This is a genomic window from Pseudoduganella sp. R-31 (assembly GCF_049913235.1).
In the GTDB taxonomy this organism is placed as follows: Bacteria; Pseudomonadota; Gammaproteobacteria; order Burkholderiales; family Burkholderiaceae_D; genus Rugamonas.
Genome location: NZ_CP183986.1, coordinates 5,877,807 through 5,893,449, shown reverse-complemented (window position 1 = coordinate 5,893,449; position 15,643 = coordinate 5,877,807). Strand labels below are relative to the sequence as shown.

At 62.4% G+C, this 15,643-nt stretch carries 15 protein-coding genes; 11 read left to right on the top strand and 4 right to left on the bottom strand.

Annotated features, from left to right (window positions below; all coding sequences use genetic code 11):
* Window positions 1–35: 35 nt before the first annotated feature.
* Entirely contained in the window at window positions 36–962 is a 927-nt protein-coding gene (locus tag ACN9MY_RS26825; protein ID WP_426319184.1) for an alpha/beta fold hydrolase, read from the bottom strand.
* An 83-nt stretch (window positions 963–1,045) separates the two neighbouring features.
* Window positions 1,046–1,981, bottom strand: coding sequence for a GlxA family transcriptional regulator (locus tag ACN9MY_RS26820; RefSeq protein ID WP_426319183.1), 936 nt, complete (start codon window positions 1,979–1,981; stop codon window positions 1,046–1,048).
* A gap of 142 nt (window positions 1,982–2,123) precedes the next feature.
* Between ACN9MY_RS26820 and ACN9MY_RS26815 the strand changes: the two genes are divergently transcribed.
* Window positions 2,124–2,705 (top strand): DJ-1/PfpI family protein, encoded by a 582-nt coding sequence (locus tag ACN9MY_RS26815; RefSeq protein WP_426319182.1) that lies wholly within the window; start codon window positions 2,124–2,126, stop codon window positions 2,703–2,705.
* Here the strand turns inward: ACN9MY_RS26815 and ACN9MY_RS26810 are convergent.
* Window positions 2,702–3,292: a TetR/AcrR family transcriptional regulator gene (locus ACN9MY_RS26810; protein ID WP_426319181.1), complete on the bottom strand. Its 591-nt coding sequence runs from the start codon at window positions 3,290–3,292 to the stop codon at window positions 2,702–2,704. The two genes, ACN9MY_RS26815 and ACN9MY_RS26810, sit on opposite strands and share 4 nt — an antisense overlap.
* 114 nt (window positions 3,293–3,406) lie before the next feature.
* Here ACN9MY_RS26810 and ACN9MY_RS26805 point away from each other — a divergent pair, with 114 nt between their 5' ends.
* Window positions 3,407–4,054 (top strand): glutathione S-transferase family protein, encoded by a 648-nt coding sequence (locus ACN9MY_RS26805; RefSeq protein WP_426319180.1) that lies wholly within the window; start codon window positions 3,407–3,409, stop codon window positions 4,052–4,054.
* Window positions 4,055–4,062: 8 nt separating this feature from the next.
* Here ACN9MY_RS26805 and ACN9MY_RS26800 read toward each other — a convergent pair whose 3' ends face one another.
* Entirely contained in the window at window positions 4,063–6,213 is a 2,151-nt protein-coding gene (locus ACN9MY_RS26800) for a hypothetical protein (RefSeq protein ID WP_426319179.1), read from the bottom strand.
* 106 nt (window positions 6,214–6,319) lie between these two features.
* Between ACN9MY_RS26800 and nosZ the strand changes: the two genes are divergently transcribed.
* Genes nosZ through ACN9MY_RS26755 form a run of 9 tightly spaced genes read left to right on the top strand, consistent with a single transcriptional unit; the run spans window position 6,320 to window position 15,634 of the window.
* Window positions 6,320–8,248: a TAT-dependent nitrous-oxide reductase gene (nosZ, locus tag ACN9MY_RS26795; RefSeq protein ID WP_426164608.1), complete on the top strand. Its 1,929-nt coding sequence runs from the start codon at window positions 6,320–6,322 to the stop codon at window positions 8,246–8,248.
* A 21-nt stretch (window positions 8,249–8,269) separates the two neighbouring features.
* Window positions 8,270–10,435: a 4Fe-4S binding protein gene (locus ACN9MY_RS26790; protein WP_426319178.1), complete on the top strand. Its 2,166-nt coding sequence runs from the start codon at window positions 8,270–8,272 to the stop codon at window positions 10,433–10,435.
* A gap of 4 nt (window positions 10,436–10,439) precedes the next feature.
* Window positions 10,440–11,723: a nitrous oxide reductase family maturation protein NosD gene (locus ACN9MY_RS26785; RefSeq protein ID WP_426319177.1), complete on the top strand. Its 1,284-nt coding sequence runs from the start codon at window positions 10,440–10,442 to the stop codon at window positions 11,721–11,723.
* Window positions 11,704–12,624: an ABC transporter ATP-binding protein gene (locus tag ACN9MY_RS26780; protein WP_426336377.1), complete on the top strand. Its 921-nt coding sequence runs from the start codon at window positions 11,704–11,706 to the stop codon at window positions 12,622–12,624. Before ACN9MY_RS26785 ends, ACN9MY_RS26780 begins: the two co-directional genes overlap by 20 nt.
* Window positions 12,608–13,432 (top strand): ABC transporter permease, encoded by an 825-nt coding sequence (locus tag ACN9MY_RS26775; RefSeq protein WP_426319175.1) that lies wholly within the window; start codon window positions 12,608–12,610, stop codon window positions 13,430–13,432. Before ACN9MY_RS26780 ends, ACN9MY_RS26775 begins: the two co-directional genes overlap by 17 nt.
* The gene (locus ACN9MY_RS26770; protein ID WP_426164598.1) at window positions 13,429–13,947 is read left to right on the top strand and encodes a nitrous oxide reductase accessory protein NosL; all 519 of its coding nucleotides are present in this window, start codon (window positions 13,429–13,431) and stop codon (window positions 13,945–13,947) included. Before ACN9MY_RS26775 ends, ACN9MY_RS26770 begins: the two co-directional genes overlap by 4 nt.
* A gap of 34 nt (window positions 13,948–13,981) precedes the next feature.
* The gene (locus tag ACN9MY_RS26765; RefSeq protein WP_426164596.1) at window positions 13,982–14,305 is read left to right on the top strand and encodes a c-type cytochrome; all 324 of its coding nucleotides are present in this window, start codon (window positions 13,982–13,984) and stop codon (window positions 14,303–14,305) included.
* Entirely contained in the window at window positions 14,305–15,366 is a 1,062-nt protein-coding gene (locus ACN9MY_RS26760; protein ID WP_426319174.1) for an FAD:protein FMN transferase, read from the top strand. Before ACN9MY_RS26765 ends, ACN9MY_RS26760 begins: the two co-directional genes overlap by 1 nt.
* Window positions 15,323–15,634 (top strand): cupin domain-containing protein, encoded by a 312-nt coding sequence (locus tag ACN9MY_RS26755; protein ID WP_426319173.1) that lies wholly within the window; start codon window positions 15,323–15,325, stop codon window positions 15,632–15,634. Before ACN9MY_RS26760 ends, ACN9MY_RS26755 begins: the two co-directional genes overlap by 44 nt.
* Window positions 15,635–15,643 lie beyond the last annotated feature (9 nt).

Here is a 15,643-nt window from a genome sequence, read left to right as displayed (position 1 = left end):
GATTCACGCTCAAGTTTGACGCTCAAGTTTGACGCTCAATCAAACGCTGCGCGGATTTCGCGCCCGGCTTGTTGTGGCGCTTGCAGGTGGGGGTAGTGCCCAAGTCTGGGCAGGACGGTGAAGGGCTTGCCTGATTTGGCGGCGAATTCCTCGCCCATCTTCTTGTCGATGTAGATGTCTTTCTCGCCCCATACCACCTGGAGCGGCGTCTTCAGGCGTCCCAGGTTGGCTTCGAAATATTGCTGGTCGCGGGTGAAGCGCAAGTAGTAATGGTAGAAGGCGTCGCCGGTGCTCATGCTGCCTTGCGTCCAGCCGGCCAGCATGTCTTGCTTGAAGTCCTCGGCCAGGTTGAATTGCTCATTGGCTTCCAGGCCGCGACGGAAGGCGTTTTCGACGATGTCGTCGCGGTTCTGGTTGATCGCGTTGCGGGTTGCTTCGGCGGTTTGCGGCGCTTTCAGGCTGCGCAAGCGGTCGGACATGTATTCCGGCCGGTCGAACGGTGCAAAGTCGCCGACGATGATTTTCTTCGCGATTTCCGGTTGCTCCAGCGCGAGCAGCAACGGAGGCAGGGCGCCGACGTCGGTGGCGTAGATGACGAGCTTCGATTTGTCGATACCTGCCTTGTCGATATAGGACTTTACGACCTGGGCATAGTCGCGCGGCGCATAGCCGAACTTGTCGGCGGAGGGGCGGGAAGAATGACCGTAGCCCGGCCAGTCGAAGGCGTGGACCTCATAGTCGCGGCCGAGATCCTGCGCGAGCTCGCGCCAGGTCAACATCGTTTCCGGGAAGCCGTGCAGGAACAGGACAGTGCCCTTGGCGGCGGGATTCTTGACGACCATGCGGCGCAAGGTGATATCGGAGCTGATCTTTACGTAGCCGATTTCCTGTGCGGCGGCACCGGTCAATGCCAGGGTACTCGCGGCTGCGGCTGCGGCGATTGATTTCTTGAGCGCGGACATATTGGTGATCCTTGGTGGAGAGTTCGAGATGTCTCCAATATAGGTTCCGCTGCTTATGACGTAAATGTCGTATTTCCCTCCTTTTAGGACATGCGTGCGATGCGGCGCAATGTTTGCGGCGGCTGGCCGAAGACGCGCAGGAAGGCCCGCCGCATGCGTTCCGTATCAATGAAGCCGGTTTTTGCGGCGATTTCCTCGATGGTGTGGCGGCTTTGCTCGATCATCAGGCGCGCAGCTTCCAGCCGTAGCTGCTCGACCGCCTTGGCTGGGGACTGGCCGGTTTCAGTCGTGAAGGCGCGGCTGAATTGGCGTGGGCTAAGGTGGGCGACGCCGGCCAACTCAGGTACCGATAGCCCGGATTCGAGGTTGTTGCGCGCATATTCGAGCACGTGCTGGATGCGGTCGGACTTGGCGCCCAGGTCCAACAGTACCGAATGCTGGGATTGACCACCGGCGCGGCGATGGTGGACCACGAGTTTTTTCGCCACGGATGCCGAGAGTTCGGCGCCGTAATCAGCTTCGATCAGGCCGAGCGCAAGGTCGATGCCGGTGCTCATGCCGGCGGAAGTCCAGATCGGGCCATCGTTGATGAAGATGCGGTCCGCGTCGACTTTCGCGGCGGGAAATTGCTGCTGCAGTGCACGGGCGAACAGCCAATGCGTTGTCACGTGCCGGCCGTCGATCAGTCCCGCTTCGCCAAGCAGGAAGGTGCCGGTGCAGACGGATGCGGTACGGCGGGCTATCCGGGAGGCGGAGCGCAGGCGCTCAAGCGTTTGCGTGTCGGTTGGGGCGGGGGCGACGAGGCCGCAAACGATCAGGGTGTCCAGCCGGCGCCTGGCAAGCGGCAGCGTTTCCACGGTCACGCCAAAGGAGTTGACGACAGGGCCGCCGAGCGCCGAGAAGAAACCAATGTCGTACAGGCGCTCGCGCGCTGTGGTGTTGGCAAGTTCGAAGGCGGAGGACGCCGCCAGGCCCATGATCTGGAAACCAGGCGGCAGCAGGAAGCCGATTTTCAACACAATAGCGCCTGTGGCATGAAAGGAGGTATTCCCATCATACGCGCCACGAGCGGCGGATGTTGGCCAGCAATGTTATCCTCGTCAGTCGCGCTGCACTTCGTGAGCGTATTTCGTCATGCAAGTTTTTAACTGGGAGATCGGAATGGCAATCAAGAAGATCCTGTTTTTGACGGGCGATTTTGCGGAAGACTATGAAACCATGGTGCCGTTCCAGGCGCTGCAGATGGTTGGGCATACCGTGCATGCGGTCTGCCCCGGCAAGAAGTCGGGAGAGAAGATCAAGACCGCGATCCACGATTTCGAAGGCGACCAGACTTATACAGAAAAACCTGGCCACCAGTTCGCGCTGAATGCGAGCTTTGATGAGGCCCGTGTGTCGGCATACGATGCGCTGGTGATTGCAGGCGGGCGCGCGCCGGAATACTTGCGCCTCAATCCACGGGTGCTGGAAACAGTGCAGGAATTCGCCAGGGCGGGCAAGCCAATTGCCGCGATCTGCCACGGTGCGCAGATCCTGACTGCGGCAGACGTCATCAAGGGCAAGCGCATCTCGGCTTATCCAGCGTGTGCGCCGGAAGTGCGTTCGGCCGGCGGTGAATATGTTTCGGTCGAGATGGACCAGGCGGTCACCGACGGCAATTTCGTCACGGCGCCGGCGTGGCCTGCGCATCCGCAGTGGATGGCGCAGTTCCTGAAATTGCTTGGGACGGAAATCAAGCCTTAATCTACGCGAGCTGGATACAGCAGTGCCAGGGCTTGCTGGCGTGCCGACGCGCGCAGGGTTGCGCGCAGCGAGGCATCGTCGGTGGTACGGGCCAGCACCATGCCGCCGACGCAAAGCGCAACAATCGCCTGCGCGCGCTGTGCTCCGTCGCTGGCATCCTTCAGCGCGTGTTCGTAAATGCGTGTCAGGTTGCGGATCAGGTCTGTGTAGGCACGCTGCGGCAACAGCCCGGCGCGCGCCACGTCGCCCGGCAGGGCGTACAGGGGACAGTGGTTTTCAATATCTTCCAGTACCTCGTCGCTCAGGTAGAGGTTGATCAGGCGCCGCGCCATGTCGAGCTGGCCGGCAGCGGGCGACCTGGCGACGTCCTTGCGGAAGGGATTGCAGGTGGCGAAGCTGGCCACAGCTGCCGCGTACAGTTCATCCTTGCTGTCAAAGTGGTTGTAGAAACCTCCGCGTGTCAGGCCCGCTCCGGACATGATGGTCTCGATCGATACCTGCTCGAAGCCGTGCCGGTTGAACAGCTTGCGGGCCGATTCGACAATCTTGCTGCGGGTGCGTTCCTTGTGCTCAGCGGTGTAAGGCATGTGTTTCTCCTCCTCGGTTCGCATTATGCGTCCGAATCAAATTATGTTCTTGAACATATTATGTATCTCCGTAATCTGGCCACATGTTCAAACCCCACCCCAAAGGAGATCAACATGTACACCCTGGTTACTTTGCGTTCCGTTCCCGATTTCGCTGTGGGTAACGTGCGCGACTTGCGCGTGCGCTGGGTTATGGAAGAGGCAGGCCAGCCGTATTCCGTGCAGACCATCGGGCCCGACGAGCAAAAGTCTTCAACCTACCGCCAGCAGCAACCTTTCGGCCAGGTGCCGGTGCTGCTGGATGGTGAACAGTCTATCTTCGAGTCCGGGGCGATCCTGCGCCACCTGGGCGACAAGCTGGGATTGATGCCTTCCGGCGCCCGCGAGCGGCAACTGGCCGAAATGTGGCTGTATGCCGCGCTCAATTCGGTCGAGCCGTATTTTGGCGCGTACGCAGAACTGGACGTCTTCCATGCGGGAGAATCGTGGGTCGAGGCGCGCCGGCCCGGGTTGGAAGCGATGGCGAAGCGCCGCCTCGGCGACCTGGAGGCATGGCTGTCCGGTTGCGAATACCTGGCCGGTACGTTCAGCGTTGCCGACATCATGATGTCGACCGTATTGCGTCTGCTGGATTCGAGTGGCCTGCTGGACGAATTCCCGGCGGTTGCCGCCTACCAGGCGCGTTGCATGGCGCGCCCCGCCTACGAGAAGGCGATGGCGGCCCAGGTGGCGCTGTACACCCGGGCCCAGGAAGCGGCTTGAGCTTCCGCTCAACGCGGCACGATGGCGAACTGCGGCCGCTCGCTGTAATTCGGTTTGACGCTGCGGCTGGCGAAGCGGTTCCACGCCTCCCGTGCATTGGGAATGCCGGTGGCGGCGGCCATCGCCAGCGCCGGCTGCAAATTCGACGGGTAGCCTTCGGACGAAGCCGAGTAGCCGGTCATCTCGCCGGCCAGCCATGGCGTACGCCACACCTTGGCGTCCTTGTCTGCCTGGATGCGCCAGTCGGCCTGCGCCTGGCTGCCGCAGGGCTGGTCCAGGTAGCGTGCACCCGTGCTGTTGACCATTGGTGAACCGTCGTTGTTGCGCATGGTGGCCTGGTAGGCTTCGGCGAAACTGCTGAAATATGCCGAGGTGGCGCTTGGCCGAACCATGAGCGCATAGACGGCGCCGTCGACCCAGCAATAGCCGCCGGCCATCATGCGGCCGATCGGGAAGCGCGCCTTCCACGTCAGGATCGGCTCGGCACCGGCAAATCCCATTTCGTGCAGGTGCCCGACCGCCGATGTGAAGAAGTCGTCCATCCACGGTGCCACGCCGGTGTTCGGGCCTGTGGGACCGCCGTAGGCCACGGCATAACTGGTGGCGGTATTGTCGATGAAGCCAAGCTGGTTGGTCGCACCGCCGGCGAAGGTCGTATTGTAGAAGTCCAGGTTGTGTTGCAGTACCTGGTTGAAGTAGGGCTTCATCGGGTGCGCGTCGGGCGTGATGTAGGCCGCATGGCCGAGGGTGCGCAGCGACCAGGCCTGGCCGCGCACCTGGTTGCCCTTCACCAGGCCCTTGGACAGTGAGCGGTAATACGGATTCATGGTGACCAGGTTCCAGTTTGCCCAGAAATGCAGCTCGTCGAGATAGTAAGTGTCGCCGGTCAGCAGGTAGGGCAAGTAGGCAAACGAGGGCTGGTGCGCCGTGTCCGGCGTGTAGGGCGTGGCGCAGGCGCCGGCCTCGGTCGAGGTGCAGCGCGGCATGTCCTCATGTTTCTTTGTAACCGGGTTGTAGCTGTCGGAGCCGATCCGCTGGTCGCGTACGTAGGGATAGTCGACGATGGACACCACCTGGTCCGTGTTCCTGTCGCGGTAATGCACCGGCCAACTGCCGGCCAGGTCGCCCAGCCCGTTTGTCACCTGCCTGGCCCGCGCATCCATGCTGAGGATATACAGTGCGGCCCAGGCGTGCTGCAAGCCGATATCAGGGCGGCCGCCGGTCGATGGCATGTATTTGTTCACCAAGGGCATTGCCATCGGGCCGCTGTCGGCCGCCTCCCAGTCGGTCTTCATTTTCGCCAGCGCCGTTTGCGACGGCATCACCGTGCGGTCGTAATTGGGCAGGGCGCGCGTGCCTAGCAGGTAGGCGATGTCGTGCTTCACATGCACTTTCGGCTCGGCGCCGGCCCAGAACAGCTTGCGCCAGCGGGCGTGGTGGTAATGCGTCAGCGCGGCCTTCTGGTACACCGCCTGGTTGTTGACCAGGATTTCTGCATCGTACGTGACATTCTTCGGATCGGGTTCGTAGGCCCAGTTGTTTTCGACGGTAACGTCGACGCGCGTTGCGCCGAACTGGCCGGCGCCCGCCAGGGGATAGTGTCGGATCGCAAAGCGCACCGCCAGATGCGGGTGGGCGACGCCGTTTGCCGTCACCGGTCCGGCTACCTGCCATTCATTGACCAGGGGGCCGGACAACCAGCTTGTATAGGGCTTGCTGGCCAATAGCTGTGCAGCATCCGCACTGTAGGTCACGCCGCCGATATTCAACCGGACCAAGGCGCTGAATCCGCTGGCCAGCAGGGCATCGGGGCGCGCACCACCGCCAGGGCCCGTCCATGGCACCGTCGAGAGCTGCACGCTGGCGGTTTCTCCGCCAGCGAGTTGCGGCAGCACGGTGCTGATCAATGCGTGGCGTACCGAGCCATCTGCGTGCCTGGCCTTGACGTCGGCCTGCACGGGTATTGAGACCCCCTTGTACGCTGCAGCGAAATAGTCGCCCACTTTCACATCTCCCTTTGCGAAGACGTGGCCGACGGTGACAGGCACGCCGGCTTGCGCCTGCGCGGACGTGTCGCTGACTTGCAGTGAGGGTAGCGGTGCCGCGGCTGCGGCGCCTGCAAGCAGCGAAGCTGCGAGAAAAGACAGGAATGATTTCATGGGCAGATCCTCTCAAATTGAAAGCGCTTGACCTGAATCAATTTAATTAATTCGCAAACTCCGTACAGTCCTGCACTGGAATAACACAGAGTAGGAGTATTGAAACATGGGTAGCGACAATGAGGTAAACGACGTGCAAACGAACAGCCGTCGTCGATTCCTGGGTAAGAGTGCTGCGTTAGGCCTGGCCGGCGCTGGCGTGCTGGCAGGTTGCAAGGAGAACGGTGCGGGGGCGCCCGGTTCTGCTACAGCATCTGCAGCAGCAGCGGGCAAGTCGCATGGCGCCAGCAAGGCGCATGTGGAACCTGGCCAGCTGGATGACTATTACCTGTTCTCCAGCGGCGGGCATTCCGGCGAGGCGCGCATCATGGGCGTTCCGTCCGGGCGCACGCTGCGCCGCATCCCTGTTTTCAATATCGATCCTATGGTTGGCTGGGGTATCACCAACGAGTCCAAGGCCATTATCGGCACCAAGCCTGACGGCAGCCTGAAATACACCACCGGTGATACCCACCACGTGCACGGCAGCTACAAGGACGGCACCTACGATGGCCGTTTCCTGTGGGTGAACGACAAGATCCACTCGCGCCTGGCCCGCATCCGCATGGACACCATGGAATGCGACAAGATCACCGAACTGCCTAACGTACAAGGCTTCCACGGTATCTTCCCGGACAAGTGCGACCCGGTCGACAAGTCGATCAACCACACCACCCGCGTGTTCTGCGGCGCGGAATTCGCGATTCCGTTCCCGAACGATGGCCGCGACCTGGATGATCCATCGAAGTGGGGTTCGCTGTTCACCTGCGTGGATGCGGAATCCATGGAGGTGCGCTGGCAGGTGCGCGTGGACGGCAATATGGACCTGACCGCGACGTCCTACGACGGCCGCTTCGCCTGCTCCAACCAGTACAACACCGAGAACGCACCTGACCAGGCGGGCATGATGGCCGCCGAACGCGACGCCTGCGTGTTCTTCGACGTGGCGCGTGTGGAGGCGCTGGTCAAGGCCGGCAAGTTCACCACCATCGGCTCGTCGAAAGTGCCTGTGGTTGACGGCCGCAAGGCTGCCAATGCCGATCCGAAGACTGCGGTGACCTGCTATGTCCCGGTCGGCAAAAACCCGCACGGCGTCAACGCTTCGCCGGACGGCAAGTACATGGTCTGCTCCGGCAAGCTGTCGCCGACTGCGACCGTGATCGAGGTGGCGCTGGTCGCCAAGTGGTTCGATGGTGAACTGAAAACCGAACGCGATGCAGTCGTGGCGGAGCCGGAAATCGGCCTGGGCCCGTTGCATACCGCCTTCGACGGCAAGGGCAACGCCTTCACCACCCTGTTCCTGGACAGCCAGATCGTCAAGTGGAACGTGGCTGCCGCCATCGCGCAGTTCAAGGGCGACAAGAGCGTCAAGCCGGTGGTGGACCGCGTGGACGTGCACTACCAGCCGGGCCACGGCTACGCTTCGATGGGTGAAACCAAGGAAGCGGACGGCAAGTACTTCAACTCCGGTAACAAGTTCTCGAAAGACCGCTTCCTGCCGGTCGGCCCGCTGCACAGCGAAACGGAGCAGTTGATCGACATCACCGGCGACAAGATGGTGATCATTTCCGACCATACCGCTTATCCGGAACCGCATGACGCGATCATCGTGCGCCGCGATATCGTGAAGACGCGCCAGATCTACAACATGGACGACTTCCCGAACAAGGTGACGGCGGATAACGCGGGCATTACGCGCAATGGCAACAAGGTGCATGTGCGCCTGATGTCCCAGGCGCCAGCCTTCAGCATGCCGGTCATCAAGGTGAAGAAGGGCGACGAGGTGACGATCACGCTGACCAACCATGACAAGGTGGAAGACCTGACCCACGGTTGCGCGCTGCCGACCTACAACATCAACTTCATCGTCAACCCGCAGGAGACCAAGTCGGTCACCTTCAAGGCTGACCATGCCGGTGCGTTCTGGATGTATTGCACGCACTTCTGCCACGCGCTGCATCTTGAAATGCGCAGCCGCTTCCTGGTGGAGGCTTAAGCCCGCGAGGGCGGTTTATCCATGCTGTATCGACTGATTTCCCTGCTTTGGGCAGCGCTGCTTGCGACGTTGTGCGCAGCGCCCGCCTTGGCCACTTCGATGTACGACACCGTGCTGTCCGCGGGGTTGATGGGTGGTCCCGATTTGTGTGCCGAAGCGCCATGCAGCGACGTGCTGCCTGCCGCAACGGTGTTTTCCAAGCGCAAAGGCGCCCCGGCCTACGTCGAAGGCTACGCGCTGGAGCAGGGCAAGCAGAAGATGGTGGGCTATGTGTTCCTGTCCACCGATGTGGTGGACATTCCGGCTTACTCTGGCAAGCCGGTCGTCACCCTGATCGGCATGGATACCAAAGGTTTGATTACCGGGGTGCGTATCCTGAAGCACTCCGAACCGATTTTGTTGGCGGGCATTCCCGAAACTGTGCTGACCAAGTTCGTCAAGCAGTACTTCGGCAAGCCCGGCGACGCCAAGCTGGAACTCGGCCTTGGACGTGATGGTGGTGATCTTGATGCGATCAGCGGGGCCACCGTTACTGCCATAGCCGAGAACCAGACCATTGCGCAAAGCGCGTACGAAATTGGCAAGCAGGTGGGCATCTTCAAGGGGATGGTCAAACCGCGCGCCCATTTCACGCCGCTGCGCGAACGTCTGGACTGGGCCGCGCTCGTCAAGGAGGGCGCGGTCCAGCACCTGCGGGTGGAAAGCGCGGATGTCGGCTTGCCCTCCGGCGGCAAGCCCTACATGGACCTGCATTTCGGCTACCTGAACGTGCCGACCGTCGGCATCAGCCTGCTCGGCGAGCGCAATTATGCGCGCCTGATGCAGGACCTGAAGGAAGACGAGCATGCGATTTTCGTCATCGGCACGGGCCTGGAATCGTTCAAGGGTTCCGGCTTTGTGCGCGGCGGCATCTATGACCGCATCCAGGTGCGCCAGGATGCGGACCGCTTCACCTTCCGCGATACCGATTACCTGAACCTGTACCATCTGGAGCCGGCCGATGCGCCAGAGTACAAGGAGTCGGCCATCTTCATCGTCCGCTCGGCAAACTTCAACCCAGCGTGGCCATGGCAACTGAGCCTGCTGGCAAACAAGCTGGACATGCAGACGCACACCAAGGTGTTCGTGCACTTTGACGAAGAATACTGGACGCCGGCACGCTACCTGGAAGGTGGCCGCCCGAAAGTCGAGCGTCCGGTGCCGGCCTGGAAGGCCGCCTGGCTGGCGCGCAAGGGCGAACTTACGCTGTTCGTGCTGGCGCTGCTTGCCACTGCAGGCCTGTACTCGCAACGCGACCGGCTGGTGCGCGCCTCCAGCCGCAAGAGCAAGCCGCTGATCAGCATTCCGCGCACCATCCTGTGGGTAATCGCGGTCGGATTCTTTGGCCTGTACCTGAAGGCGCAGCCGTCGATCACGCAGGTGATGACCTGGTTCCATTCCCTGGTCTATCAGTGGAAGTGGGAACTGTTCCTGTCCGACCCGTTCATCTTTATCTTCTGGTGGTTCATGGTGGCCACCGTGGTGCTGTGGGGGCGCGGGCTGTTCTGCGGCTGGCTGTGCCCTTTCGGTTCGCTTCAGCATCTGGCGTACAAGCTTGGCACGCTGATCGGGCTGGGCCGTTTCCAGGGACTGCTGCCGAAGCGCGTGCACGACAAGCTGAAATGGGTGAAGTACGGCGTGTTCGCGGTGCTGGTTGGCGTGTCCTTCTACTCGATGGAGCTGGCCGAACACCTGGCCGAGATCGAGCCGTTCAAAACCACCTTCCTGGTGGGCGTGCTGAATCGCGGCTGGCCGTTTGCTGCCTTCGTGGCGGTCATCCTCGGCATTTCGATCCTGAGCGAACGGCCTTACTGCAAGTACATCTGCCCGCTGGGCGCCGGCCTGGCCGTGCCAAGCTTCTTCCGCCTGTTCGGCTTGAAGCGCAAGCAGGAGTGCGTGACCTGTACCGCCTGCGCCAAGGGCTGCGGTTCGCACGCTATCGATGCGCAGGGCCGCATCGACCAGAAGGAATGCCTGCTTTGCCTGGACTGCATGGTGATGTACTACGACGACCATGCCTGCCCGCCGTTGGCCAAGGAGCGCAAGACACGCGAGAAGAATGGCCAGCCGCTGACGCCTATCGATGAACGCGGCTACTTTATTTCGCTGGATTCGGTTCGCAGTGAGCTGAAAAGGAAGGCAGGGTAAAACCATGAGTGTCCTCAGGGTTTGCGCGGCCGCTCTGGCCGCGACCATCACCGCGATGCTGGCCTGCGCCTCGGCAGGCGCGCACGCGGCCGTGCTCCAGGTCCGCGCCGGCGAATCGGTCGCCGCTGCCGTCGGCCAGGCACACCCCGGCGACACGATCCAGGTCATGGCCGGTACTTACAGGGAACGCATCCTGATCGACAAGCCGTTGCGCCTGGAGGGCGTGGGCAAGCCGACTATCGCCGCTGGCTACGAGGGCGACGTGATTCGCGTCAAATCGGCTGACGTGTCAATCCGTGGCCTGATCGTGCGCGACAGCGGCACCGACCTAGGTTCGCAGAATGCCGGCATTTACGTGATGCCAGGCTCGGACCGCATCGTGATCGCCAACTGCGACCTGGTCACCAACCTTTTCGGCATCTGGCTCGAACAGTCTCGCGGCGCCGTCCTGCAAGGCAACCTGGTGACCGGCCGCCGCGACCTGATGTCGCAGATGCGCGGCAACGGCATCCAGGTCTACAACACCGACGACACGCAGGTCATCAACAACACGATCAGCTATGTGCGCGACGGCATTTACGTCGACTACTCGCGCCGCGCCACATTTCGTGGCAATACCGTGCACCACGTGCGCTACGGAACGCACTATATGAACACCCACAACAGCTCCTGGGAAGGCAACACCGTGTACCAGAGCCGCGCCGGGCTGGCGTTGATGGAAGTGCGCAACCTCACAGTGCGCAACAACGTCGCCCGGGGCAACGAAGACCACGGCATCATGCTGCGCACGATCCAGGATTCCGTCATCGAGAACAACGTTGTCGCCGGCAATGGGCGCGGCTTCTTTATCTACGATGCCGAATTCAATATCCTGCGCGGCAACCTGGTGATCGGCAACCGCACCGGGGTGCACCTGACGGCCGGTTCGAGCAATAACACTGTGGATGGAAACGACTTTATCAACAATGCGGAGCAGGTCAAGTTCGTCGCTTCCAAGGATGTCGAATGGGGCCGCAACAAGGGCAATTACTGGAGCAATTACAGCGGCTGGGACCAGGATAACGACGGCAACGGCGATGTGCTGTACCAGGCCAACGACGTGGTCGACCGCCTGCACTGGCAATACCCGCTGCTCAAGCTCCTGCTGAGCAGCCCCGCCGTACAAACGCTGCGCTTCGTGTCGCGGCAATTCCCCTTGCTGCGCGCACCGAGCGTGATCGACAAGCACGCCCGCATGCAGCCCTGGAACACCGATTGGAGAAAATGGCATGGACGACAAGCTGATTGACTTGCGCGCCGTGGGCAAGCGCTATGGAGCGCTGCAGGCGGTCGACGGCGTCGACCTGTCCGTGGGACGCGGCCGCATGCTGGGCCTGATCGGGCATAACGGCGCCGGAAAAAGCACCCTGTTCAAGATGATGCTTGGCTTGCTGGAACCGAGTTGCGGCGAAGTGCGCATCTGCGGCGTGCGGACAAGTGACGGCGCGTTTCGCGACGTGCGGCGGCGTATCGGCTACCTGCCGGAGAGCTTCGTTGCCTACGACAACCTGACCGGCATGGAACTGCTGCACCTGTTCGCCGACCTGAAAAAAGTCGCGCGCAGTGCCTGCGGCAACGTCCTGGAGAGGGTCGGACTGTCTGCTGCGGCGGACCGCCGCGTCGGCGGATATTCCAAGGGCATGCGCCAGCGTCTTGGCTTCGCCCAGCTGCTGCTCGGGGCGCCGGAACTGGTATTCCTCGACGAACCGACCAATGGCCTCGATCCGGACGGCATCCACGAATTCTACCGTATCCTGCACCAGCTGCGCGAGGAGGGCGCGACCATCATCATTACCTCGCACATCCTGGCTGAAATCCAGGAGCGGGTCGACGAGCTGGTGATCCTGAGCGGGGGCCGCATCGCGGCGCAAGGCACGCTGGCGCAGTTGCGCGCCGGAGCGGCCATGCCGGCAGAAATACGGCTGGTGGCGCGCGCCGGCGGCACCAGCCGCGTGATTGCCGCGCTGCGTGGACACCAGGTGCGCGTGGAGCGCGATTGCATTCGCGTTCCCTGCGCGCCACGGCAGAAAATCCAGATGCTGCAGCTGATTTCTACGCTCAGCGACTCCATCGATGACGTGGCGATCCACGAACCGTCGCTGGAAGACCTGTTCTTCGGGATGGGAGGCCGTCATGCACGCGCGGCTTGACTGGTCGGCGGCGGCCACCATCGCCTCCCGTGAGTTCCGTGACCGCCTGCGTAACCGCTGGGTGCTGGCGGTGGCGCTGGTGTTTGCGGTGTTTGCGCTGGCCATTGTCTGGTTTGGCATGGCGCAGCAGGGCAGCGTGGGATACCGCGGCATCGACGTCACCATTGTCAGCCTGTCCAGCCTTGTCACCTATCTGGTGCCGCTGATTGCGCTGCTCCTTGGCTACGACGCGATCGTCGGCGAGCGTGAACGCGGTTCGCTGGAGTTGCTGCTGTCGCTGCCGATTACGCGCTTTGAACTCCTGCTCGGAAAATTTGCCGGCCTGGCGGCAGCGCTGGCTGCATCGACAGCCCTGGGCTTCGGCGTGGCGTTGCTGGCGCTCTCCAACCAGCTCGATGCGCGCGACGCCATGCATTTCCTCGGCTTCGCCGGCAGCGCCATTCTTTTGGGACTGGCATTCCTCAGCATGTCGCTGTGCCTGTCGGTGCTGGCGCACAACCGCATCCGCGCCAGCGGCGTGGCCATCGGCCTGTGGTTCCTGTTCGTGCTGGTGTTCGACATGGTGCTGATGGGGGTGCTGGTGCTGTCGCAGGGAGCCCTGGACAGCAGCGTGTTCGGCGCCTTGCTGATGCTCAATCCCGCAGACGTGTTCCGCCTGCTGAACATCTTCAGCTCCGAGCAGGTGCAGGGCCTGTATGGCCTGGCCACCGTGATGCCGGAGCATATGACCAGTCCGGGCCTGCTGGCTGGCGTGATGCTGGCCTGGATCGCAGTTCCCTTCGCCATTGCAACGTGGAGGTTCAAATGAAGTTCAAGCGAAATGCCGCCGCCATGGTGGTGGTCCTGATGCTGGCCGCCTGCGGCGATGCCGCCCGCTCGCTGGCGGCCGGCGAGCCGGCGGACGACGCAGCTTGCGCGCTGGACGGCATGAGCCTCAAGGACTATCCGGGCCCCAAGGCGCAAATCGTGTTCAAGGACGGCCATATCGACTATTTCTGCAGCCTGTCCGAGCTGTTTGAGGTGCTGTTCGGCGAAGATGGCCAGCGCGGCTTAGGCGCCAGCTACGTGCAGGACATGGGCAAGGCCGACTGGAACAAGCCGCGCGGCCACTGGATCGAAGCCCGCAACGCATTCTTTGTAATCGACAGCCGCGCGCGGGGCGCCATGGGACCGACTATCGGCACCTTTGCCAGCAAGGAGGATGCGCAAGCGTTCGCAGCACGCGAAGGCGGCCGCGTGCTCGATTACAGCCAGGTCAAGCCGGACGTGCTCAAGCTGGGCACCAAGCCGGCCCACGACGCGCGTGATGACTCAATGCGCTGAAGTTTTTTACCCACCAACCAAGAGGAAGACAAGCATGAAAACATTTACCAAGCTGACCGTCGCTATCGCTGCCGCCGTACTGGCGCCTGCGGTCATGGCCGCCGCACCTGCCAAGGGCGCCGGCGTCAACGGCGAGAAGATTTATTCGGCCAACTGCGCCTCCTGCCACGCCGCCGGTGTGCTGGGCGCGCCTAAGGTCGGCGACAAGGCCGCCTGGGGCCCGCGTGTCAAGCAGGGCAAGGAAGTGCTGTACACCCACGGCCTGAACGGCTTCAAGATGATGCCTCCAAAAGGCGGCAATCCTGGCCTGAAAGACGACGAGGTGAAGGCCGCCATCGACTTCATGGCCAAGAGCTGATGATCCAGCGCCGGCGGCTGTTGGCTTGCGCCGTGCTGCTGCCCTTGCTGGCGGCCTGCACGGCCAGGGATGAGGTGCACCATGTGCAGGGGCATGTGTTCGGCACGCAGGTGGAGGTCAGCATTTACGGGCCTTCCGAAGCGGAGGCGCGCGAGCAGGGCGCGGCCGTGTTGCGCGAGTTCGACCGCCTGCACCACAAGTACCACGCCTGGCAACCGAGCCAGCTCACGGCGCTGAACGATGCTATCGCCCGCGGCGAGCCTTTCGACGCAGACGAGGAAATGGTGGGGCTGTTGCGCTCCGCGGCCGAACTGTCGGCGCGCTCCGGCGATACGTTCAACCCCGCAATCGGGCGGCTGATCCGGTTGTGGGGTTTCCAGAAGAACGATATTACGGCTGGCGGCCCGCCGGCAGAAGAAGTCGACAGGCTGGTGAAGGCCAATCCGCGCATGGCGGACCTGCATTTCGACGGCAACCGCATTACCAGCAGCAACCGCGCCGTCATGCTGGACCTGGGCGGCTACGCCAAGGGCTTTGCGTTGGACCGTGCGGCGCAAATCCTGCGCCGGGCCAACGTCAAAGCGGCGCTGGTCAATGTTGGCGGCAACGCGATTGCACTCGGCCAGCCTGGCTCGCGGCCATGGATGGTCGGCATCCGCAATCCGCGCGGGCCGGAGATGGTGGCGCGCGTGGCCCTGCATGACAATGAGGCGATCGGTACCAGCGGCGACTATGAGCGCTACTTCATGAAGGATGGCAAGCGCCATGCCCACATCATCGACGCACGCACCGGACAGACGGTGGACCTGGTGGCATCGGTGACCATCATCACCTCCGGTGGGGCCGATGCCGGCTTGCGTTCGGATGGTAACTCCAAGCCGCTGTTCGTTGTCGGCCCGCAGGGCTGGTGCGGCATGGCGCAACGGCTCGATCTCAAGGAAGCCATGCTGATCGACGCGCAGGGCGAGGTGTATGCTACGCCTGCCATGATGGCACGCACTGACCAGGGAAACGGAAATGGGAAATCTGTACGAGGATGCACTGCCGCCCGCAACGGGTGAGCGCTTTGATACGCTGCTGTCGCACAAGGGGCTGGTGATCGAGCGCATCGTCAGCACGTCGAAAATCGAATCCCAGGAATGCGTACAGGAGCAGGACGAATGGGTGATCTTGCTGACCGGAGAGGCCATGCTTGAAGTGGCGGGGCGCAAGGTGCCGTTGAAGGCTGGCGACTACCTGTTCCTGCCGGCGCGCACCGCACACACGGTGAAGAAGGTGTCCGATGGCGCCTTATGGCTGGCGGTGCACCTGCACGACCGCGGCGCGTGACAAAGCGCG